Source organism: Acidiphilium sp. JA12-A1, from assembly GCF_000724705.2.
Taxonomy (GTDB): Bacteria; Pseudomonadota; Alphaproteobacteria; order Acetobacterales; family Acetobacteraceae; genus Acidiphilium; species Acidiphilium multivorum.
The window spans coordinates 1-20,790 of the sequence record NZ_JFHO01000046.1 but is presented as its reverse complement, the minus strand read 5'-3'; the positions used below and the strand labels follow the sequence as shown (position 1 = coordinate 20,790).

21 protein-coding genes and 1 pseudogene are annotated in these 20,790 nt (G+C 70.3%); 16 read left to right on the top strand and 6 right to left on the bottom strand.

All coding sequences use genetic code 11. From position 1 onward, the window contains the following. Positions 1-48: 48 nt before the first annotated feature. From RT91_RS09240 to RT91_RS09225, 4 genes are read left to right on the top strand one after another with little or no spacing between them, the layout of a single operon-like run. Positions 49-981, top strand: a complete 933-nt coding sequence (locus RT91_RS09240) for a carbohydrate ABC transporter permease (protein ID WP_007421924.1) — start codon at positions 49-51, stop codon at positions 979-981. Between the two features lie 2 nt (positions 982-983). Then, positions 984-1,805, top strand: coding sequence for a carbohydrate ABC transporter permease (locus RT91_RS09235; RefSeq protein ID WP_007421925.1), 822 nt, complete (start codon positions 984-986; stop codon positions 1,803-1,805). A 16-nt stretch (positions 1,806-1,821) separates the two neighbouring features. Further along, positions 1,822-2,907, top strand: a complete 1,086-nt coding sequence (locus RT91_RS09230) for an ABC transporter ATP-binding protein (RefSeq protein ID WP_007421926.1) — start codon at positions 1,822-1,824, stop codon at positions 2,905-2,907. A gap of 11 nt (positions 2,908-2,918) precedes the next feature. Then, a complete protein-coding gene (locus RT91_RS09225) occupies positions 2,919-3,662 on the top strand; it encodes an SDR family oxidoreductase (RefSeq protein WP_007421927.1) in 744 nt (247 codons plus the stop codon). Between the two features lie 18 nt (positions 3,663-3,680). On the opposite strand, the gene rnhA is transcribed toward RT91_RS09225, so the two are convergent. Both rnhA and RT91_RS09215 read right to left on the bottom strand, forming a co-directional pair. Continuing rightward, positions 3,681-4,163, bottom strand: coding sequence for a ribonuclease HI (gene rnhA, locus RT91_RS09220; protein WP_007421928.1), 483 nt, complete (start codon positions 4,161-4,163; stop codon positions 3,681-3,683). Beyond that, the gene (locus tag RT91_RS09215) at positions 4,153-5,112 is read right to left on the bottom strand and encodes a homoserine kinase (RefSeq protein WP_011942400.1); all 960 of its coding nucleotides are present in this window, start codon (positions 5,110-5,112) and stop codon (positions 4,153-4,155) included. Before RT91_RS09215 ends, rnhA begins: the two co-directional genes overlap by 11 nt. 68 nt (positions 5,113-5,180) lie before the next feature. Here RT91_RS09215 and RT91_RS09210 point away from each other — a divergent pair, with 68 nt between their 5' ends. Genes RT91_RS09210 through RT91_RS09200 form a run of 3 tightly spaced genes read left to right on the top strand, consistent with a single transcriptional unit; the run spans position 5,181 to position 7,197 of the window. After that, a complete protein-coding gene (locus tag RT91_RS09210) occupies positions 5,181-5,693 on the top strand; it encodes a hypothetical protein (RefSeq protein WP_231844324.1) in 513 nt (170 codons plus the stop codon). Beyond that, on the top strand, positions 5,690-6,436 hold the full coding sequence (locus RT91_RS09205) for a class I SAM-dependent methyltransferase (RefSeq protein ID WP_013640131.1): 747 nt from the start codon (positions 5,690-5,692) through the stop codon (positions 6,434-6,436). Before RT91_RS09210 ends, RT91_RS09205 begins: the two co-directional genes overlap by 4 nt. After that, entirely contained in the window at positions 6,433-7,197 is a 765-nt protein-coding gene (locus tag RT91_RS09200) for an SDR family oxidoreductase (protein ID WP_035186954.1), read from the top strand. Before RT91_RS09205 ends, RT91_RS09200 begins: the two co-directional genes overlap by 4 nt. Here the strand turns inward: RT91_RS09200 and RT91_RS09195 are convergent. After that, on the bottom strand, positions 7,184-7,468 hold the full coding sequence (locus RT91_RS09195) for a hypothetical protein (RefSeq protein WP_011942396.1): 285 nt from the start codon (positions 7,466-7,468) through the stop codon (positions 7,184-7,186). The two genes, RT91_RS09200 and RT91_RS09195, sit on opposite strands and share 14 nt — an antisense overlap. A gap of 127 nt (positions 7,469-7,595) precedes the next feature. Between RT91_RS09195 and RT91_RS09190 the strand changes: the two genes are divergently transcribed. The 5 genes from RT91_RS09190 to RT91_RS09170 all read left to right on the top strand — a co-directional run bounded on the left by RT91_RS09190 (position 7,596) and on the right by RT91_RS09170 (position 13,042). Further along, the gene (locus RT91_RS09190; RefSeq protein ID WP_007421610.1) at positions 7,596-8,204 is read left to right on the top strand and encodes a nucleotide exchange factor GrpE; all 609 of its coding nucleotides are present in this window, start codon (positions 7,596-7,598) and stop codon (positions 8,202-8,204) included. Positions 8,205-8,362: 158 nt separating this feature from the next. After that, the gene (gene dnaK, locus RT91_RS09185; protein ID WP_007421611.1) at positions 8,363-10,270 is read left to right on the top strand and encodes a molecular chaperone DnaK; all 1,908 of its coding nucleotides are present in this window, start codon (positions 8,363-8,365) and stop codon (positions 10,268-10,270) included. 94 nt (positions 10,271-10,364) lie between these two features. After that, positions 10,365-11,516: a molecular chaperone DnaJ gene (gene dnaJ, locus RT91_RS09180; RefSeq protein WP_007421612.1), complete on the top strand. Its 1,152-nt coding sequence runs from the start codon at positions 10,365-10,367 to the stop codon at positions 11,514-11,516. Between the two features lie 103 nt (positions 11,517-11,619). After that, positions 11,620-12,135, top strand: a complete 516-nt coding sequence (locus RT91_RS09175) for a glycine zipper family protein (RefSeq protein WP_035186982.1) — start codon at positions 11,620-11,622, stop codon at positions 12,133-12,135. A 46-nt stretch (positions 12,136-12,181) separates the two neighbouring features. After that, positions 12,182-13,042: an energy transducer TonB gene (locus RT91_RS09170; protein ID WP_035186952.1), complete on the top strand. Its 861-nt coding sequence runs from the start codon at positions 12,182-12,184 to the stop codon at positions 13,040-13,042. Between the two features lie 57 nt (positions 13,043-13,099). Here RT91_RS09170 and RT91_RS09165 read toward each other — a convergent pair whose 3' ends face one another. Next, the gene (locus RT91_RS09165; RefSeq protein WP_035186949.1) at positions 13,100-14,317 is read right to left on the bottom strand and encodes a CaiB/BaiF CoA-transferase family protein; all 1,218 of its coding nucleotides are present in this window, start codon (positions 14,315-14,317) and stop codon (positions 13,100-13,102) included. An 83-nt stretch (positions 14,318-14,400) separates the two neighbouring features. Between RT91_RS09165 and RT91_RS09160 the strand changes: the two genes are divergently transcribed. Then, positions 14,401-15,183, top strand: coding sequence for an SDR family oxidoreductase (locus RT91_RS09160; protein ID WP_011942393.1), 783 nt, complete (start codon positions 14,401-14,403; stop codon positions 15,181-15,183). A 2-nt stretch (positions 15,184-15,185) separates the two neighbouring features. Then, a complete protein-coding gene (locus tag RT91_RS09155) occupies positions 15,186-16,163 on the top strand; it encodes an MBL fold metallo-hydrolase (RefSeq protein ID WP_035186947.1) in 978 nt (325 codons plus the stop codon). A gap of 99 nt (positions 16,164-16,262) precedes the next feature. On the opposite strand, the gene RT91_RS09150 is transcribed toward RT91_RS09155, so the two are convergent. After that, complete coding sequence (locus tag RT91_RS09150; protein WP_035186945.1) at positions 16,263-16,766, bottom strand: OsmC family protein; 504 nt, start codon at positions 16,764-16,766, stop codon at positions 16,263-16,265. Positions 16,767-16,842: 76 nt separating this feature from the next. Further along, complete coding sequence (locus tag RT91_RS09145; protein ID WP_011942390.1) at positions 16,843-18,153, bottom strand: chloride channel protein; 1,311 nt, start codon at positions 18,151-18,153, stop codon at positions 16,843-16,845. Between the two features lie 182 nt (positions 18,154-18,335). On the opposite strand from RT91_RS09145, the gene cydD reads away from it, so the two are divergent. Together cydD and RT91_RS09135 are read left to right on the top strand one after the other, a co-directional pair. After that, positions 18,336-20,105 (top strand): thiol reductant ABC exporter subunit CydD, encoded by a 1,770-nt coding sequence (cydD, locus tag RT91_RS09140; RefSeq protein ID WP_011942389.1) that lies wholly within the window; start codon positions 18,336-18,338, stop codon positions 20,103-20,105. Continuing rightward, a pseudogene (locus tag RT91_RS09135) lies at positions 20,093-20,790 on the top strand (thiol reductant ABC exporter subunit CydC); the annotation flags it as partial. The gene cydD and the pseudogene RT91_RS09135, both read left to right, overlap by 13 nt.

The following is a 20,790-nucleotide window of genomic DNA, read 5'->3' as shown; positions in this document are numbered from 1 at the left end:
GGCGCATGCGACGCGGCGGCGCACGCTGCAAACGGGCAACGGATACCAATGGCAAACACGGACGGAACGGCAAGCCTCGCGGCCGCGAGCACGACGTTGAAGACGCCGCTGGCGCGCCGGCTGGAGCCGTGGTTCTTCGTCGGGCCGTCGCTCTTCCTGCTGCTGCTCGTCGGCCTCTACCCGACGATCTTCGTGCTCTACTACTCGTTCCATAACTGGACGATGGGCATGGGCCCGCCGACCTTCGCCGGGCTCGAGAACTACATCAACGCGCTCACCTCCCCCGGCTTTCTCGACGCCCTCAGGCGGACCGGCGAGTTCCTCATCGTCACCCTGCCGGTCGAGCTCGGCCTCGGCATGGCGATCGCGCTGGCGCTCGACCAGACCCGGAACCCCGCGCTGCGCCGCCTCGTGCAGATCCTCCTCGTGGTGCCGATCGCGACCACGCCCAGCGTGGTCGGCATGCTCGTCCAGCTGATGTTCAACACCCAGCTCGGCATCGTGAACTATCTCGGCCATCGCCTCGGCCTCGGCCAGGTGGACTGGCTCGGCAGCGGCACCGCCGCGTTCGGCATGGTGACGGTGACGCAGATCTGGGAATGGACGCCCTTCGTCGCCCTCGTGCTCTCGGCCAGTCTCGCCACCGTGCCCGGCGACATCGAGGAGGCGCTGATGCTGGAGACCGAAAGCTTCTGGGCCCGCTTCCTGCACATCAAGCTGCCCTACATGCGGCCGGGCATCGTCGCCAGCCTCGTCTTCCAGACGATCTTCACGGTGAAGACCTTCGACATGATCTACTCGATCCAGAAGGGCGGCCCCGGCAACGCGACGCAGATGGTCTCGCTGAAGATCGAGCGTATCGCCTTCCGCGGGTTCGATGTCGGGCTGGCCTCGGCGGAATCGGTGCTGACGCTCGTCTTCACCATCCTTCTCGCCCAGGCCGTGGTGAAATTCCTCTATTCGGACCGGGCGGAGGGCTAGCGATGAAACAGCGCGCCCTCACCCTGCTGCACGGACTGTTCCTGCTCGCCGTGGCGCTGGTGATCGTGTTTCCGTTCTACTGGATGATCGCCTCCTCGCTGAAGCCGGAATCGCTGATCTTCCGCCTGCCGCCGGCGTGGCGCTTCGCGCCGGACCTTGCCGGTTATGCCAAGGCGATCACCCAGAACGACATGCTGCGCGCCCTCGCCAATTCGGTGATCGTGACGGTGGGCGCGGTGGCGCTCGGCCTCGCGGTCGGCGCGCCGGCGGCCTATGCCCTGGCCCGCTACGAGTTCCGCGGCCGCGCGCAGATCCAGTTCTGGTACGTGACGAACTGGATGCTGATCCCCGTCGTGGTGCTGATCCCGTTCTATCTTCTCGCGGCCGACCTGCAGCTGATCAACAACCCGGTCGTGCTGATCCTGATCTACCAGACCTTCGTCGTGCCGCTGGTCGTCTGGCTGCTGGTCGACCAGTTCCGCGCGGTTCCGGTGGCACTTGAGGAAGCGGCGCTGCTCGACGGCATGAGCCGGTTCGGCATCTTCCTGCGCATCACCCTGCCGCTGACGCTGCCGGGCATCACCGTCGCCGCCATCCTGGCCGGCATCTTCGCCTGGAACGACCTGCTCTACGCCTTCATCCTCACCCCCTCGAACGATGCGCGGACGGCGCCGGTCGTCATGATGGGATTCCTCGGCGGCTACATCATCCCGTGGCAGACGGTGATGTCCTGCGCCGTGATGATCTGCGCGCCGGTCGTCGTCGGCGGCATCGCGATCCACAAATACATTGCCCGCGGCCTGACGCTGGGCGCAGTGAAGTAGCCGGCGGGAGACAAGCGTGGCAGAGATCATCATCGAGGGCGTGACCAAGCGGTTTGCCGCGGTCGAGGCGCTGCAGCGGGTCGACCTCGCGATCGCCGACGGCGAGTTCATGGTGCTGCTCGGCCCCTCGGGCTGCGGCAAGACGACGCTGCTGCGCATGATCGCCGGGCTCGAGACGCCGAGCACCGGCCGCATCCTGATCGGCGGCACCGACGTGACGCTGCTGCCGCCGGCCCGCCGCGACGTCGGCATGGTCTTCCAGAACTACGCGCTCTATCCGCACATGACGGTGCGGCAGAACATCGCGCTCGGCCTGAAGCTGCGCGGCCTCGATGCCGCGGAGATCGAGCGGCGGATCGGCTTCGTCGCCAACCTGGTGCAGATCGCGCCCTATCTCGACCGCAAGCCGCGCGCGCTGTCCGGCGGGCAGCGCCAGCGCGTCGCCCTGGCGCGCGTCATCGCGCGCGAGCCGTCGGTCTCGCTGATGGACGAGCCGCTGTCGAACATCGATGCCCAGCTGCGCACCATCATGCGCGCCGAATTGCTGCGGATCCACCGCAAGGTGGGCATGACGACGATCTACGTCACCCACGACCAGGAAGAGGCGATGGGCCTCGGCGATCGCATCACGGTGATGAATTTCGGCCGCGTCGAGCAGATGGGCACGCCGGACGACATCTATGCCCGCCCGGCCAACGCCTTCGTCGCCCGCTTCATCGGCGCGCCGCGGATGAACCTCGTGCGCGCCGCCCACGGCATCGGGCGCGACGTGATCGACACGCCGTCGCTCCGCGCGCCGCTGCCGCCCGGCGTGGCCGTGCCGGACGACGTGCTGGTCGGCTTCCGCGGCGAGGATGCGCGGCCCGGCGCCGCCGCCCCCGGCGAGATGGCGATCGGCGGCGTGATCGACGTGGTCGAGCATCTCGGCGCGCAGATCGAGGTGCATTTCCGCACCGCGGACGGCCAGGAAGTCGTCGTCCGCCGGCCGCGCAACGAGCGCCACTGGCGCGAGGGCGAGCGGATCGACCTCGCCGTGCCGGCCGACAACATGCATCTCTTCGACGCGCAAGGCGGGGCCGCGTTGCGCCCGCCGGGACATTGAGGAGGAACGCGATGGGAGGTTCGGGAACCGGGCGTTTCGCGGGGCGGCGCATCCTGGTCACCGGCGCGGGCAAGGGTATCGGCCGGGTCGCGGTCGCGATGCTCGCGGCGGAGGGCGCGGAGGTCATCGCCGCCAGCCGCGCGCCCGACGACCTCGCAAGCCTCGCCGCCGAGACCGGCTGCCGGATCCACGCCGTCGACCTCGCCGATGCGGCGGCGGCGGCGGCCATGGCGGAGGCGGCGCTGCCGGTCGATGCCCTGGTCAACAATGCCGGGATCGCCGAACTCGCGCCGTTCGTCGACACCACGGCCGAGATGTTCGACCGGATCATGGCGGTGAACGCGCGGGCGCCGATGCTGGTCGCCCAGGTCGTGGCGCGGGACTGGATCCGCCGCGGGGTGAAGGGGACGATCGTCAACGTCTCCTCGATCGCGAGCCTCTGGGGCACGCCGGATCACGCAGCCTATGGCGCGTCCAAGGCGGCGCTCGATTCGCTGACGATGACGATGGCGCAGGAACTCGGCCCGTTCGGCATCCGCACCAACAGCGTCAACCCGGTGGTGACGCTGACGCCGATGGCCGAGCGCGCCTGGAGCGATCCCGCCAAGGCCGGCTCCATGCTGGCGCGGATCCCGCTGCGCCGGTTCGCGCAGCCGGAGGAGGTGGCGTCGGTGATCGCCTTCCTGCTCTCGGATGCGGCCAGCATGGTGAACGGCGCGATCCTGCCGGTCGATGGCGGGTTCACCGTCGCCTGACCGTCCGCCCGCGGGCGGTTACCTGCGGGCCGTGGACGTCTCCGCCGGCTCGCGGAGCATCGCCTCGCGGGCTGCGGTGGCGAGCTGGTCGACCCGCTCGTTCATCGGGTCGCCGGCATGGCCGCGCACCCAGATCCATTCGATCTCGTGCGGCTTCGCCGCGGCCAGCACTCGCTGCCAGAGCTCGTAATTCGCCACCGGGTCGCCCTGCGCGTTGCGCCAGTTCCGCCGCACCCAGCCGGTATGCCAGCGGGTGATGCCGTTGCGCAGATATTCGCTGTCGGTGTGCAGCTTCACCCGGCACGGGCGCTTCAGCGCTTCCAGCGCGGCGGCGGCGGCGGTCAGTTCCATGCGGTTGTTGGTGGTCTCGCGCTCGGCGCCGGACATTTCCCGCTCCGCCGCGCCGAAGCGCAGCACCGCCGCCCAGCCGCCGGCGCCCGGATTGGGCTTGCAGCCGCCATCGGTCCAGATCTCGACCAGTCCGCCCGGCTCAGACGCCATAATCGGCCGCCGATCCCGCCTGCAGGTGAAAGCGCAGGCGCCAGTAATAGTCGAGCGGGTCCTTGCGCGTCACCAGCGCGTCGTCCGGCGTGTTGATCCAGTCATAGAGCCGGGTGAGCAGGAAGCGGATCGCCGCCCCCCGGCAGAGCACCGGCAGCGCCTCGGTCTCGGCGGCCGAGAGCGGGCGGACCGCCTGGTAGCCGCGCAGCAGCGCGCGCGACTTGGTGATGTTGAAGCTGAAATCCGGCTCGAAGCACCAGGCGTTGAGGCACACCGCGATGTCGTAGGCGTAAAGGTCGGTCGCGGCGAAATAGAAATCGATCAGCCCCGAGATCGCGTGGTCGAGGAAGAACACGTTGTCGGGGAACAGGTCGGCATGGATGTGCCCGCGCGGCAGCGCTCCCGGCCAGGCGGCGAGGGTGGCGTCCAGCGCCGTGCGAACCTCGCCGGTCAGGCCCGGCCGCACCGCATCGCCGCTGTCGCCGCAGCGCGCGAGCAGCGGCGGCCAGCCCTGCGGGCCGAGCGCGTTGGCGCGGGTCGGCGCGTAATCCTCGCCGGCGAGATGCATCCGCGCCATCGCCGCGCCGAGCGGGCCGCAATGCGCGACCGTCGGCCGCCGCGGCCACACGCCGGGCAGGAAGGTGGTGATCGCCGCGATCCGCCCGGCCAGCGGATTGAGATTGGCGCCGTCGCGCGCGCGCACCGGCAGCGGGCAGGGCAGGGATTTCGCGGCGAGATGTTCCATCAGCCCGAGAAACCAGGGCAGGTCCGCCGGGTCGACCCGCCGTTCGTAGAGCGTGAGGATGAAGTCGCCCTCGGTGGTGCGCAGCGAATAATTGCTGTTCTCGACCCCCTCGGCGATGCCGCGGAACGCGACCATGCGGCCGATGTCGTATCCTTCGAGGAACGCGGCCAGCGCGTCGTCCGTCACTTCCGTATAGACTGCCATGGCCCCGGGAGATGACCGATCGCCGATTTGATGGCAAGGGAGAACCGACAAATCGGATGGAGACAGAGTTGACCCGCATCGCCCGCCTTGCCGCCCTGTTCGTCCCGCTCGCTCTTGCCGCCTGCGCCGGCGGGTCCGGCCCGAAGCTCGACTGCCCGCAGGTCGCCGTGCTCCAGCAGGCGAGCCGCCTGGTCCGCAGCGCCGGCCCGTCCGACGAGGTCGCGGCCCGGATCATCGATGCCAGGGTCACCGGCGTCGCCGGCAAGTGCACCGCGCGCGGCCATCATGGCGAGCGTGTCGTCTTCCGCATCGGCTTCGCCGCGACCAAGGGCCTCGCCGCCCGGCAGGACGACTTCACATTGCCGTATTTCGTGGCGATCACCGAGGGCGACAGCATCATCGCCAAGCAGGTCTATCCGGTGCGCTTCGATTTCCGCAACGGCGCGACGCAGGCCGTCGCCACCACGAAGCCGATCCGGCTCGATTTCCCGAACGCGCCGCGCAGCGCCGCGCAGCAGGTGCTGGTCGGCTTCCAGATGACGCCGTCCGAACTCGGCCAGGCGCGCGGCACGGCGCGATGAACGTGCCGGCGCCGGAGGTGATGGCGCACCACCAGGGTGCGGACTATCTCGACTGCCTCGGCCGGCTGCACCGTGCCCTTGCACCGCGCCGCTATCTCGAGATCGGCGTCTGGCGCGGCGAGTCGCTGGCCTTGGCGGAAGCCGAGAGCCTCGCGATCGACCCCGATTTCCGGCTCGACCGCGACGTGCTCGCCGGCAAGCCCGCCTGCCATCTCTTCGCCTGCACGAGCGACGATTTCTTCGCCCGGCGCGACCCGCTGGCGCTGCTCGGCGGCCCGGTCGATTTCGCCTTCCTGGACGGGATGCACCGCTTCGAGTTCCTGCTCCGCGACATCGTCAACACCGAGCATGTCTGCCACGGGCGCAGCGTGATCGCGCTGCATGACTGCCTGCCGATCGACCCGCGCATCACCAACCGCGACCAGAACCCCGACCTGCGCCGCGACGCCGTGGTGCCCGGCTGGTGGGCCGGCGATGTCTGGAAGGTCGCCGTGCTGCTGCGCCGCTACCGGCCGGAGCTGCGGCTGCTGGCGCTGGATGCCCCGCCGACCGGGCTGCTGCTGGTCACCGGGCTCGATCCGGCGAGCCGCCGCCTCGAGGACAACTACGAGGCGATGGTCGCCGACATGATGGATGTCGATCTCGCCGCTTTCGGCACCGCGCGGCTGTTCGACCTGCTCGCCCCGCGCCCGACCGCGCTGCTCGACGATCCCGCCGCCCTCGCCGCGGCGCTGTTCCCATGACCGCCCCGTTCGAGGGCGCGGCGCTCGTGACGGGCGGCGCGAAGCGGCTGGGGGCCGCGATCGTCCGCAGCCTGTCGCAGGCCGGCTTTCCGGTCGTCATCCACCACCGCGCCTCGCCCGGCAAGGCCGAAGCCCTTGCCGCCGAGCTGCGCGCCCAGGGCGGGGTGGCGCATGTCCTGGCCGCCGACCTCGCCGATCCGGCGGCGGTCGAATCCCTGATCGCGCGGGCCGAGGCGCTGGCCGGGCCGATCAGCGTGCTGGTCAACAACGCCTCGCGCTTCGAGTTCGATTCCGCCGCCAGCGTCACCGCCGCCTCGATCGCCGCCCACATGGCGCCGAACCTCGCCGCGCCGGTGCTGCTGGCGCGCGACATGGCGGCACGGATCGGCGACCGGCAGGGCGTGATCGTCAACCTGCTCGACCAGAAACTCGCGAACCTGAACCCGGATTTCTTCGCCTATACGCTGTCCAAGGCCGCCCTCGCCGCGGCGACCGAGATGCTCGCGATGGCGCTGGCGCCGGCGATCCGGGTCTGCGGTGTCGCCCCGGGGCTGACGCTGATCGCCGCGAAGCAGAGCGAGGAGAATTTCCGCCGCGGCCAGAGCGCAACACCGCTGCGGCGCGGCTCGCAGCCGGAGGACATCGCGCGCGCGGTGCGTTTCATCGTCGAAACCCCGTCGGTCACCGGCACCACGCTCTATGTCGATGCCGGCGAGCACCTGATGCGCCGGCAGCGCGACGTGTCGTTCAACGCCGGGTAACGCGGCGGATCAGCCGGGCGAGCGGCAGCACGGCGCGCACCGGCCAGGGCCCATCGGGCCAGACCAGTTCGGCGTTCAGCCGGGCGAGCGCCGCGGCGTGCACCGCGTCCAGCGCATGGCGGGCCTCCTGCCGGCGCAGCCTTTCCTCGAGGTCGAGAATCCGGTCCTGCAATCCCGCGATCTTTTCGTCGCGGCTCGCGATCATGCGCCGGAAGACGGCATCGACAGGGGAACGCGGAAGGTCGGTCGGGCGGAGATCGGCAATTGGCATATGCACGTTATACGTGTGGTCATGTAACGCCCAAAATTAAAAATTGTAATCGTTGCGGCTTTCGTTCCGCGGCCATCCGACCGCGCCGGCCCTTGTGCAGGGTCGGGCCGTGTCCTAATTGCGGCGCATGACCGAAGACACGCTGAACGCCGAACCCGTGCTCGACGCGGGGGCGGATCCCTTGGAGGCCGGCAGCGAGAGGGCGCCCGCTTCCGAGGCCGAGCAGCTTGCCGCCGCCCGCGAGCGGATCGCCGCCCTCGAGGCGGAGTCCGCCGATCTGCGGGACAAATGGGTGCGCGCGCAGGCGGAGATGGAGAACCTGCGGGCCCGCACGCGGCGCGAGGTGGAGGATGCGCGGCTCTACGCCGTGCAGAAATTCGCCGCCGACGTTGCCGAGACCGCCGAGAACCTTCGCCGCGGGCTGGATGCGCTGCCGCCGCCGCAGGAGGGCGAGTCGCCACTGCTCGCCAGGCTGCGCGACGGTTTCGCCGGGGTGGAGCGCAGCTTCATCGCCATGCTCGAACGCCACGGCATCCGCGCCGAGGAGGCGATGGGCGCGACATTCGACGCCGACAAGCACCAGGCGATGGGCGAGCAGGAGACATCCGATGCCCCGCCGGGCACGGTGATCCAGGCCTGGAGCCGCACCTGGACGCTGAACGGCCGCCTGCTCAAGCCGGCGATGGTCGTCGTCGCCAGGGCGCAGGCGGGCAAGCCGCTGGATATCGAGGCGTGAGCCTTGAGTTTTCGTTAACGCCGGGCGGCTAAATTTCCGCAGCCGCCGGCCGGCCGCCCCTTGTGCCTTCGGGGGTGGTTCAATACATCAACGGGGTGAAACAATAGGGGTGCGCCCGATGCTTCGGGTCCGGCTCACCCGCTGAAAGGAGCGTTTCTATGAGTAAGGTCATCGGTATCGACCTCGGCACCACGAATTCCTGCGTCGCGATCATGGAGGGCAAGGATGTCCGCGTGATCGAGAACAGCGAGGGCGCACGCACGACACCGTCGATGGTCGCCTTCTCCGAGAGCAACGAGCGTCTGGTCGGCCAGTCCGCCAAGCGTCAGGCGGTCACCAACCCGACGAACACGCTGTATGCGGTCAAGCGCCTGATCGGCCGCCGCTATGACGATCCCACCGTCGAGAAGGACAAGGGACTCGTCTCGTACAATATCGTGCGCGGCGACAATGGCGATGCCTGGGTCGAGTCGCGCGGCCAGCGCTACGCGCCGAGCCAGATCTCGTCCTTCGTGCTGACCAAGATGAAGGAAACCGCCGAGGCCTATCTCGGCGAAGCCGTGACCCAGGCGGTCATCACCGTCCCGGCCTATTTCAACGACGCCCAGCGCCAGGCCACCAAGGACGCCGGCAAGATCGCCGGGCTCGAGGTGCTGCGCATCATCAACGAACCGACGGCGGCGGCCCTCGCCTACGGCATGGACAAGAAGCAGGGCGGCACGATCGCGGTCTACGACCTCGGCGGCGGCACGTTCGACATCTCGATCCTCGAACTGGGCGACGGCGTGTTCGAGGTGAAGTCCACCAACGGCGACACCTTCCTCGGCGGCGAGGATTTCGACCAGCGCGTGATCGACTACCTGGCCGAGGAGTTCAAGCGCGAGCAGGGCATCGACCTGCGCAAGGACAAGCTCGCCCTCCAGCGCCTGAAGGAAGCCGCTGAAAAGGCGAAGATCGAGCTGTCCTCCTCGAAGGAGACCGAGATCAACCTGCCCTTCATCACCGCCGACGCCTCGGGGCCGAAGCATCTCGTGATGAAGCTGACCCGTGCCAAGCTCGAAAGCCTCGTGGATGATCTGGTCGAGCGCACGCTCGGCCCGTGCCGCGCGGCGCTGAAGGATGCCGGTGTCACCGCCGGCGAGATCGACGAGGTGATCCTGGTCGGCGGCATGACCCGCATGCCCAAGGTCATCGAGACGGTGAAGACCTTCTTCGGCAAGGAACCCGCCCGCAACGTCAACCCCGACGAGGTGGTCGCCATCGGCGCCGCCATCCAGGGCGCGGTGCTCAAGGGCGACGTCAAGGACGTCCTCCTGCTCGACGTCACCCCGCTCTCGCTCGGCATCGAGACGCTGGGCGGCGTGTTCACCCGCCTGATCGACCGCAACACCACGATCCCGACCAAGAAGAGCCAGACCTTCTCCACCGCCGACGACAACCAGACCGCCGTGACCATCAAGGTCTACCAGGGCGAGCGCGAGATGGCGGCGGACAACAAGCTGCTCGGCAATTTCGACCTGACCGGCATTCCCCCGGCCCCGCGCGGGGTGCCGCAGATCGAGGTCACCTTCGACATCGACGCCAACGGCATCGTCTCCGTCTCGGCGAAGGACAAGGCGACCGGCAAGGAGCAGCAGATCCGCATCCAGGCCTCCGGCGGCCTGTCGGACACCGATATCGAGCGCATGGTGAAGGACGCCGAGGCGAACGCCGCGGCCGACAAGGCCAAGCGCGAGCTGGTCGATGCCCGCAACCATGCCGACGGCCTCGTCCACCAGACCGAGAAGACGCTGAAGGACAACGAGGGCAAGGTCTCCGCCCAGGACAAGGGCGAGGCCGAGGCAGCGATCGCCGCGGTGCGCTCCGCGCTGGAGGGCAGCGATCTCGAGGCGATCAAGTCGGCCACCGAGCGGCTGACCCAGGTCGCCATGCGGATTGGCGAGGCGATGTACAAGGCGCAGGCCGAGGCCGGCGCCGCCCAGCCGGGCGCCGAGACGGCCGCGCCGGGCGACAAGGTGGTCGACGCCGAATTCGAGGATGTCGACGACAAGAAGAAGTCCGCGTGACGTCGTCCGCCGCGCGATAGACGGTTACCAGTCCCGGGCCAGCAATGGTCCGGGACATTCTTGTTTCAGAGATTGTCGGGGTTAAGCCGGGACCATGGCGAAGACGGATTATTACGAACTTCTCGGCGTGTCGCGGGGCGCTTCGGCCGATGAGCTGAAGAAGGCCTATCGCAAGCTGGCGATGCAGTACCACCCGGACCGCAACCCGGGCGACGCCGCGGCCGAGCAGAAATTCAAGGACATCAACGAAGCCTACGACGTCCTCAAGGACGAGCAGAAGCGCGCCGCCTATGACCGCTTCGGCCATGCCGCGTTCGAGAATGGCGGCGGGCCGGGGGCCGGCGGCTTCGGCGGCGGGTTCGGCGGCTTCGGCGGGTTCGAGGGCGGCATCGGCGACATTTTCGAGCAAATGTTCGGCGAGGCGATGGGCGGCCGCCGCGGTGGCCGCACCGAGCGCGCGGGCGCCGACCTGCGCGCCGCCGTCGAGATCGACCTGACCCAGGCCTTCACCGGCACCAAGACCGAGATCCGCGTGCCCACGCGCGTGTCCTGCGATGCCTGTTCGGGCACCGGCTCGGCCGACAAGTCCGCCGCGAACGACACCTGCCCGACCTGTGGCGGCGCCGGCAGGGTGCGCGCCCAGCAGGGCTTCTTCGTCGTCGAGCGCACCTGCCCGACCTGCGGTGGCGCCGGCCGCACCGTGCGCAATCCCTGCCGGGTCTGCTCCGGCGCCGGCACCGTGCCGCGCGAGCGCACGCTCTCGGTCACCATTCCCGCCGGCGTCGAGGACGGCACGCGCATCCGCCTCTCCGGCGAGGGCGAGGCCGGCGGCCGCGGCGCGTCGCCCGGCGATCTCTACGTTCATGTCTCGATCCGCCCGCACCCGATCTTCCAGCGCGATGGCGCCAACGTGTTCTGCCGTGTGCCGCTGCGCATGGCCCAGGCCGCCCTCGGCGGCGAGATCGAGGTTCCGGCGATCGACGGCACGCGCGCCCGCGTCAAGATCCCCGCCGGCACCCAGACGGGCGACCAGTTCCGCCTGCGCGGCAAGGGGTTCTCGGTGCTGCGCAGCACGGCGCGGGGCGACATGTATATCCAGGTCGCGGTCGAGACGCCGCAGAACCTGACGAAGCGCCAGCGCGAACTGCTCGAGGAATTCGAGCGCGAGGCCGGCAACACCGCCTCCGGCAGCCCGGAACACGAGGGATTCTTCGCCAAGGTGAAGGAATTCTTCGACGGGCTGTGACGCGCCTCACGGCCGGCGGCCTGCCTCGCGGGCGATCGCCGTTGCGTTCCGCCGCCCGCGCGCCAACTATCTGGACGGGGCTACAACCAACAGGATGAAGGACATGAAGCCAGTTCTGCCTGCCGCCGCCGCCATCGCCCTTCTGCTCGCCGGCTGCGCCGTGGCGCCGCCGAGCGGGCCGAGCGTCGTCTCGATGCCCGGGCCGGGCGTCTCGTTCGACCAGTTCCGCCATGACGACTCGCTCTGCCGTTATTACGCGAGCCGCCAGATCAACCCGGCCGAGGCGCAGGCCGCCGGCCAGTCGGCCACCAACACGGCGGTCGGCGGCACGCTGCTCGGTGCCGCGGCCGGCGCGCTGCTCGGCGCCGCGGGCGGCAATGCCGGCACCGGCGCCGCGATCGGCGCGGGCTCCGGCCTGCTGCTCGGCAGCGCCATGGGCGGGGGCAACGCCCAGAACGCGGCGGACTCGATGCAGGCGCGCTACAACGTGGCCTATGCGCAGTGTATGGTGGCGCACGGCAACAAGATGGAAGGCTATGCGCGCGGATACGGACCGGCCTACAACTACGGCGCGCCCGCCTACGCGCCGCCCGGCTACTACGCCTATCCGCATTACTGATCCGGTCCGGGCCGGCGGCGCGGCGCTTGGTGCCGCGCCGCCGCCGATGACGCGGGAGAGGCGGCGGCGGCCGCGCTGGCGCATTCCCCTGCCGGTTTCGCTGGCCCTGCACGCGGCGATCCTGCTGCTGCTGCTCTACGTGGTGCATTCCCGCCGGCTGCCGGAGCCGCAACCCGAATCCGGCATCGCGGTCGTGTTCCAGAATTCCGGCCTCACCCACACCGCGAAGCGGAACGCCGCGCCGAAGACGCCGACCCATGCGCCGAACGCGGTGCCGAACCTGCCGCCGCCGCCGCCCATGGCCGCGCCGCCGCCACAGCCGCAACCGGCGCCTCGGCCGGCACCGTCGCCCGCCCCGCCGCCGGCGGTTCATCTCAACATGAAGACCTTCACCCCGCCGGCGATGCAGGCCGCCATCATCCCGCAGGCGCCGCCGGTGCCGAAGTCACCGCCGCACCAGGCCCGGCCCGCGCCGCGCCACTCCTACATGGTGATGAACGGCATGTCGTTCGGCACCCGGCCGACCACCGCGCTCGCCCACCGCAGCACGGCGCTCAACCTCGCCCCCGCAGCACCCGACTTCAACCGGCACGCGCCGGACATCGTCTTCAAGGGCAAGGCCGGTCCGGACTGGCAGAGCGCATTCAACAAATGGGTGAACACCCACGACTATTACCCCGAGGGTGCCGCCGCCCAGGGCCAGCAGGGCTCGGTGACGGTCAGCTTCACCGTGTTGCCCGACGGGCGGGTGATCGACCTGCGCATGGTCCGCCGCTCCGGCGCGCCGCTGCTCGACATGGCGTGGTACGGTCTGTTCAACGGCGCGCATGTGCCGAAATTCCCGCCAGGCTCGAAAGCGAAATCCGAGCAGGTAACGGCAACCATCCACTACATCCTGATCCACTGACCCCGCCCCGCGCGGGGCAGGGCAGGGACCAGCCCCGCGCCGCGGCGGAGAAAAAAATCAGGCGCGCCGCACCCGGCGGATCGCGCCCGCCGCCTCCAGCGCGGCGATCTCGGCCTCGGTATAGCCATGCTCGGCGAGGATCTCGTCGAGATGCGCGGCAAAGCCGGGCGGCGGCGCGTGCGGCCCGCCCGGCGTGCGGGAGAACTTGATCGGCGTGCCCAGCGTGCGCACCCCGTCCAGTTCCGCCACCATGCCGCGATGCCGCGCATGCGCGCTCTCCAGCGCCGCGTCCACCGGCCGCACCGGCCCGGCGGGAATCCCGGCGCGGATCATCCGCTCGGCCAGCGCCTCGCCGTCATGCGCGGCGAGGGCCTCGGTCAGCGCCGCGGTCATCGCCGCGCGGTTGGCGAGACGGTCGGCATTGGTGGCGAAGCGCGGATCGGCGGCGATGTCCGGCCGCTCCAGCAGCGCGCAAAGCTTGCGGAACTGCCCGTCATTGCCGCCGGCGACGAAGATCTCGCAGGTCGCGGTGGGGAAGGTGTCATAGGGGGCGATGTTCGGATGGGCATTGCCGGTCGCCGCCGGCCGCTTGCCGTTGAGCAGGTAGTTCGCCGCCGCCGGATGCAGCAGCGCCATGCCCGCATCGTGCAGCGTCATGTCGATGAACTGGCCGCGCCCCGAGCGCTGCCGCTCCTGCAACGCCATCAGGATGCCGATCGCCGAATACAGCCCGGTCGCGAGATCGACCACCGGCGTGCCCATCCTGAGCGGCCCCTCGCCGGGACGGCCGTTGATGGTCATCAGCCCGGTCATCGCCTGCACCACCGCGTCATAGCCCGGCAGCCCGCCGAACGGTCCGTCGGCGCCGAACCCCGAGATCCGGCAATGCACGAGGCGCGGAAAGCGCGGGGCCAGCGCCGCCTGCCCGATATTCCATTTCTCCAGCGTGCCGGGCTTGAAATTCTCCACCAGCACGTCGGCGTCCTCCAGCAGCCGCAGAAGCACCGCGCGGCCCTGCTCGTGCGCGAGGTCGAGCGTCATCGCCCGCTTGTTGCGGTTGGCGCCGAGGAAATAGCTCGCATCCCGCGCTCCGTCCGCCCGTTCGAGGAAGGGCGGCCCCCAGTCGCGCACCTCGTCGCCCTGCGGCGGCTCGATCTTGATCACGTCCGCGCCGTGATCGGCGAGGATCATCGTGCAATACGGCCCGCCCAGCACCCTGGTCAGGTCGATCACCTTCAGCCCGGTCAGCGCGCGCTCGGTCATGGCGGTGGTCATGGTCCCCTGTCGAATTCGGTATCGCGCCCATCTGATGCTATGGACGCGGCCTCGACACAAGCAGGACAGGGAAGGGAGCAGAGATGGAACTCGGACTGAAGGGCAGGCGGGCGATCGTGTGCGCGGCGAGCAAGGGGCTCGGCCGCGCCGTCGCGTTTTCCCTCGCCCGCGAGGGCGTGGATCTGGTGATCACCGCGCGCGGCGAGGCGGCGTTGGCCGAAACGGCGGCGGCGATCCGCGCCGAGACCGGCGTCAAGGTCGAGATCGCGGCGGGCGACATCACCACCGAATCGGGCCGCGCCGCGGCGCTCGCCCTCTGCCCCGCGCCGGACATCCTGATCAACAACGCGGGCGGCCCGCCGGCCGGCGATTTCCGCAAGTTCACCGATGCCGACTGGGAAGCCGCCCTGCGCGCCAACATGCTCACCCCGATCGCGCTGATCCGTGCGACGGTCGATGGCATGATCGAGCGCCGCTTCGGCCGCATCGTCAACATCACCTCGGCGGCGGTGAAATCGCCGATCCCCGCCCTCGGCCTGTCGAATGGCGCCCGCGCCGGGCTGACCGGCTTCGTCGCCGGCCTCGCCCGCCAGGTCGCGAAGCACAACGTGACGATCAACAATCTTCTCCCCGGCCCGTTCATGACCGACCGGCTGCGCGACAACGCGGCCACCGCCGCCCGCGCCTCCGGCCGCTCGGTGGAGGACGAACTCGCCGCCCGCGCCGCCGCCAACCCGACCGGCCGCGTCGGCACGCCGGAGGAATTCGGCGATGCCTGCGCCTTCCTCTGCTCGGCACAGGCGGGCTTCATCGTCGGCCAGAACCTGCTGCTCGATGGCGGCGCCTTCAACGCGGCGTTCGGCTGACCTTGCCCTACCCGGTCTCGGATCATTACGACGGCGCGCGCTTCTTCAACCCCGAAGGTGCGCGCCGCCGCACCGGCCGCTTCCCGATGCTCCGCTGGGTGACACGGCGCGAGGGACGGGCAAAATGGCCCGACCGGGTGGAAAACCGGATCTTTGCTCCGCCGCCCGCCGAGGTGGCGGAGGGCGAGGCGGCGGTGACGTTCATCGGCCATGCGAGCTTCCTGATCCGCCTGCCGGGCCTCGTGCTGCTGACCGACCCGATCCTGTCGGAGCGCTGCTCGCCGGTCGGCTGGGCCGGGCCGCGCCGGGTCCGCCCGCCGGGCCTCACGCTCGACGCGATGCCGAAGCCGGACGCGATCCTGCTCTCGCACAACCATTACGACCATTGCGACATCCCGACCCTCGCCGCCCTGCACGCGCGCTTCGGCCGCACCCCGATCTTCGCGCCGCTCGGCAACCGCGCCTTTCTCACCCACAAGGGGCTCGGCCCGGTCACCGAACTGGACTGGTGGCACCATGCCGAGCTGCACGGCACCCGCATCACCCTGACCCCGGCGCGGCATTTCGCCGCCCGCACCCTGCGCGACCGCAACACCACGCTCTGGGGCGGTTTCATGCTGCGCCACGCCGCCGGACAGCTCTATTTCGCCGGCGACACCGGCTATACCGGCTATTTCCGCATGATCCGCGAGCGCCTCGGCCGCCCCGGCCTCGCCTTGCTGCCGATCGGCGCCTACGAGCCGCGCTGGTTCATGGGCAATGTCCACATGAACCCGGCGGATGCGGTGCGCGCCTTCGCCGAGCTCGGGGCCGCCCGCGCGGTGGGGATGCATTTCGGCACGTTCCAACTCACCGACGAGGCGATCGACGCCCCGGAGCGCGACCTCGCCGCCGCCCGTGAGGCCGCCGGCCTGCCGGCAGCGCGTTTCACCACGCTCGATGTCGGCGAGACCGGCCTGTTCCGCCTCGATCCCGGCTGATTGACCTCAGCCGGATCAAAAACCCGGCTGACTGACCTCAGCCGGCGCGAAAACCCGGCTGACTGACCTCAGCCGGATCAAAAACCCGGCTGATTGGGTTCAGCCGCGCGTCGCCTCGATCCGCGGCGGGTTGCGCAGCGTCTGCAGGATCACGCAATGCCGCTCGGTGCTCTGGATCAGCCGCGCCACGGTTGCCTCGTCCGCATCGGTGTCGAGATCGAAGCGGAGCGAAATGTCGGTGACACCCACCGGCGCGGCGCGGTCGATCGCCAACGTGCCGCGCGCGTCCCACACCCCCTCGGCGGTGATGCTGCCGCGCTTCACAATCACCCCCATCGCGGTGGCGACGGCGGAGAGCGTCACCCCGGCGCAGGCGACCAGCGCCTCCAGCAGCATGTCGCCCGAACAGGCCTGCGAGCCGTCGCCGCCGGCCGCCTCGTGCAGCCCGGCGGTCACCTCGCCGTCATGGCCGCGCACCACGCAGGCGATCCCGCCCTGCACGATCTCGCCCACCGCGCGCGAGACGATCCGCGCCGCGGCGGCGTCCTCGCGGTATTTCTGCTTCAGCGGCGCCTGCAGGGCGCGGAGTTCGGCGGCATCCATGGCGGTCTCCCGAAGATCGATCCTCGTTGATGAAGATGCGGCTGCGGCGCGGTTCAGGCAAGCCGCCGCGCGGGCCTCAATGCTCTGCGGCGGGGGCGGGTTCGACCGTATTGGGCTTGGGCATCGGCCGGTTTTCGACGACGCGCAGGAACTGGTGCGACATCGCGTGATAGACCGGCTCCTTGCAGACCAGCCGCGAGGCCATGGTGCCGAGAATCGCGGCGATGCCCACCGGCACCGACATCGACGGATCGGACGTCATCTCGATCACGATCACCGCCGCCGTCAGCGGCGACTGCACGACGCCGGCGAAATACCCGGCCATGCCGACCATCGCGAATCCCGCCACCGGCAGGCCCGGCAGCAGATGCACGAACGCCGTGCCGACACCGACGCCCACGGCGAGCGAGGGCGCGAAAATCCCCCCCGGAATCCCCGAGAGATACGACACCAGGGTGGCGAGGAATTTCAGCGGCCCGAAATCGACCGGCGGCAGCACGCCCGAGACCATCGCATCCCGCGCATTGGCATAGCTCGCATCGAACACCATCCCGTGCGAGGCGTAGCCGATCGCCGCGAGCACGAGGCCGCAGAAGGCGGCGAAGACCACCGGCCGCTTCTGCGCGAGCCGGTTGACCGTGCCGGGCAGGAACTTCCACGGCGTCACCAGGATCTGCGCGAACAGCCCGCCCGCGAGCCCGCCGATCACGGCGCAGACCGGGATCAGCAGCCAGATCCAGTCGAGCCTCAGCACCGCGTGCGAGAAGCCGAAATAAGGCTGGTAGCCGAGGACGAAGAGCAGGGTGATGCCGCTGGCGAAGGCGGCGAGAATGATCGAGCGCACCTGCCGGTCGTCGAAGCTGCGCGCCATCTCCTCGATCGCGAAGACGATGCCGGCCACCGGCGCGTTGAAGGCGCAGGTGATGCCCGCGGCACCCCCGGCGAGGATCAGCAGCCGTTGCAGCGCATGGGTGCGCTCCAGCCCCATCCGCCCGCAAATGTTCATCGCCGCACAGCCGATCTGCACCGTCGGCCCTTCCTTGCCGATCGACGCGCCGGTGGCGAAGCCGATCAGGGTGAGCAGGAACTTGCCCACCGCGATCCGCAGCGACAGCACCGAATCGACATCGGCCGAATCCTGCATCTGCAACCCGGCCATCGCCTGCGGAATGCCCGAGCCCTGCGCGCCGGGAAACACCTGCCGGGTGAGATAGACGATCAGCGCGAGCCCGGCCGGGCAGAGCAGGAACACGATCCAGCCGCGCTGCGCCGTCACGTTCTGGAACAGCGCCGTCGCGCGGACGACGCCGATGCCGAAGGCGATGGAGACCAGTCCGGTGATGATGGCGGCGAGCACGAAAATGAGATTGCGTTTCAAAGCCGCCATTCCGGCCGGTCTCCTTGACTGTCATTCCTGCGTGAGGCCGGAGCCTCCGCCGGCCGGCCAGCGTGGACAGGGCTTGCCCGACACCGATTGATTCATGTCAATGCCAGAACAGGCATCGCATGTGAACCGTCCGCCGCCCGCGCCCGGCGCTGCGGCCGCCGGATCCGCGTGAGAGGACAGACTTGACCGAGGCAGACAACCACGACGCCGCCCCGCCCCGCCGCACGCTCGACCGCCGCCTGATCGCGGCGGGGCAGGGCGCGCGGCGCTTTCTCGCGCTCGCCATCGGGCTCGGATTCGCCGCCGGGCTCGCGGTGATCGGCCAGGCGCTGCTGCTCGCCCATGTCGTCACCGCGCTGATCTTTCGCCACACCGCCCCCGCCGCGCTGGCCCTGCCGCTCGCTTCCCTGGCCGGGCTTCTGCTCCTGCGCGCGGCGCTGAGCTTTGCCTCCGAACTCGCCGCCCACCACGCCGCCGCCGCGGTCAAGCTCTCGCTCCGCCGCGCGCTGCTCGACCATCTCTTCGCCCTCGGCCCCGCCTTTGCCGCCGGCGAGCGCAGCGCCGACCTCGCAGCCACCATGCTCGACGGGGTCGAGGCGCTGGAGCCCTATCTCGCCCGCTACCTGCCGCAGATGGCGCTGGTCGCGCTGGTCCCGCTCGCCATCCTCGCCGCCGTCTTCCCGGTCGACTGGATCAGCGGTCTGGTCCTGCTCGTCACTGGCCCGATCATCCCGGTCTTCATGGTCTTCGTCGGCTACCGCGCCGAGGCGATCAACCGCCGGCAATGGCGCGAACTGCTGACCATGAGCGCGCGCTTCCTCGATGCCGTGCAGGGCATCACCACGCTGCGGCTGTTCGGCCGGGCGCGTGACGAGATCGCGCTGATCGGGCGGATCGCCGATGAATACCGCCGCGCCACCATGGCCGGGCTGCGCGTCGCCTTCCTCACCTCGGCGGTGCTGGAATTCTTCGCCTCGCTCTCGATCGCCCTGGTCGCCGTGCTGTTCGGCGCGCGGCTGCTGCACGGGCATATCGACTTCTTTCCCGCCTTCTTCGTGCTGCTGCTGGTGCCGGAATTCTTTCTCCCCCTGCGCGGCCTCGCCACCCATTATCACGCGCGGATGACGGCGTTGGCCGCCGCCGGCCGCATCTTCGACGTGCTCGACGCGAAGCCCGCCACAAGCTGGGGCAGCGCCATTCCCCCCGCCGGCCCGCCATCGCTGCGCTGCGCCGGCCTCACCATCGCCCACGAACCCGGCCAGACGGTGCTGCACGGGATCGACTGCGCCTTTCCCGCCGGCTCGCTCACCGCCATCGTCGGCCGCTCCGGCGCCGGCAAGTCCACACTCGCCGCCGCCCTGCTCGGCTTCGTCGCCCCGCAATCCGGCGCCGTCATGGTCAACGGCGACACGGCGCTCGCCTCGCTCGACCGCGAGGCGTGGTGGGCGCGGCTGGCCTATGTGCCGCAGACCCCCCGCGTCTTCGCCGGCACGATCGCCGAGAACCTGCGCCTCGGCCGGCCGGAGGCGGACGATGCGGCGCTGCGCGATGCCCTGCGCCGCGCCCGCCTGCTCGACGAGATCGACCGCCTGCCCGCCGGCATCGAAACCCGCATCGGCGATGGCGGCGCCGGGCTGTCCGGCGGCCAGGTCCAGCGCCTCGCCCTCGCGCGCGCCTTCCTGCGCGACACCCCGCTGCTGATCCTCGACGAGGCCACCGCCCATCTCGACCTCGAGACCGAGGCCGAGATCGCCGCCGCCATCGCCGACCTCGCCCGCGGCCGCACCGCGATCCTGATCGCCCACCGCCTCGCCACCGTCCGCCGGGCCGACCGCATCCTGGTGCTGGAGGGCGGGCGCCTCGCCGAATCCGGCACGCACGACGAGCTGCTCGCCCGCGGCGGCGCCTATGCCGCCCTGCTCGGCGCCGCGGAGGCTCCATGCGCGACCTGATCCGCCTGCTCCGCCTCTACGCGCCCTACCGGGTCTGGGTTCTCGCCGGCATCGGGCTCGGCGTTCTCACCGTGCTGGCGAATTTCGCGCTGCTCGCGCTCTCCGGCTGGTTCCTCGCCGCCACCGGGGTCGTCGGTGTCGCCGGCTATGCGGCGCAGAACGCCTTCAACTTCTTCACCCCGGCCGCCGGGGTGCGCTTCTTCGCAACCCTGCGCGTGCTCGCCCGCTATGCCGGCAGGCTGGTCGATCACGAGGCGACGTTCCGCCTGCTCGCCCGGCTGCGCATGGTCGCCTATGCCGGGCTCGAACCGCTCGCCCCGGTCGGCCTCGCCGGCGAGCGCGGCGGCGACCTGCTCTCCCGCCTCGTCGCCGATATCGACCGGCTGGGCGATTTTTTCCTCCGCGTCGCCTCGCCCTTCATGATCGCGGCGGCGGCGGCGCTGGTCATGGCGCTCGGCTTCGCCATCGTCTCGCCCGAGGCCGGGCTTCTGCTCCTGCTCGGGCTGGTCGTCGCCGGGGTCGCGGTGCCGCTGGCGAGCCTCGGCCTCGGCCGCCGCCCGGCCGGCGCCGCCGTCGCGCTGCAGGCGACGATGCGCGCCGATCTCGTCGATTCCGTCCAGGGCATGGCCGAACTGCTCACCTGCAATGCGAGCGGGGCGATGGCGGAGCGGGTCGACGCGGCGAG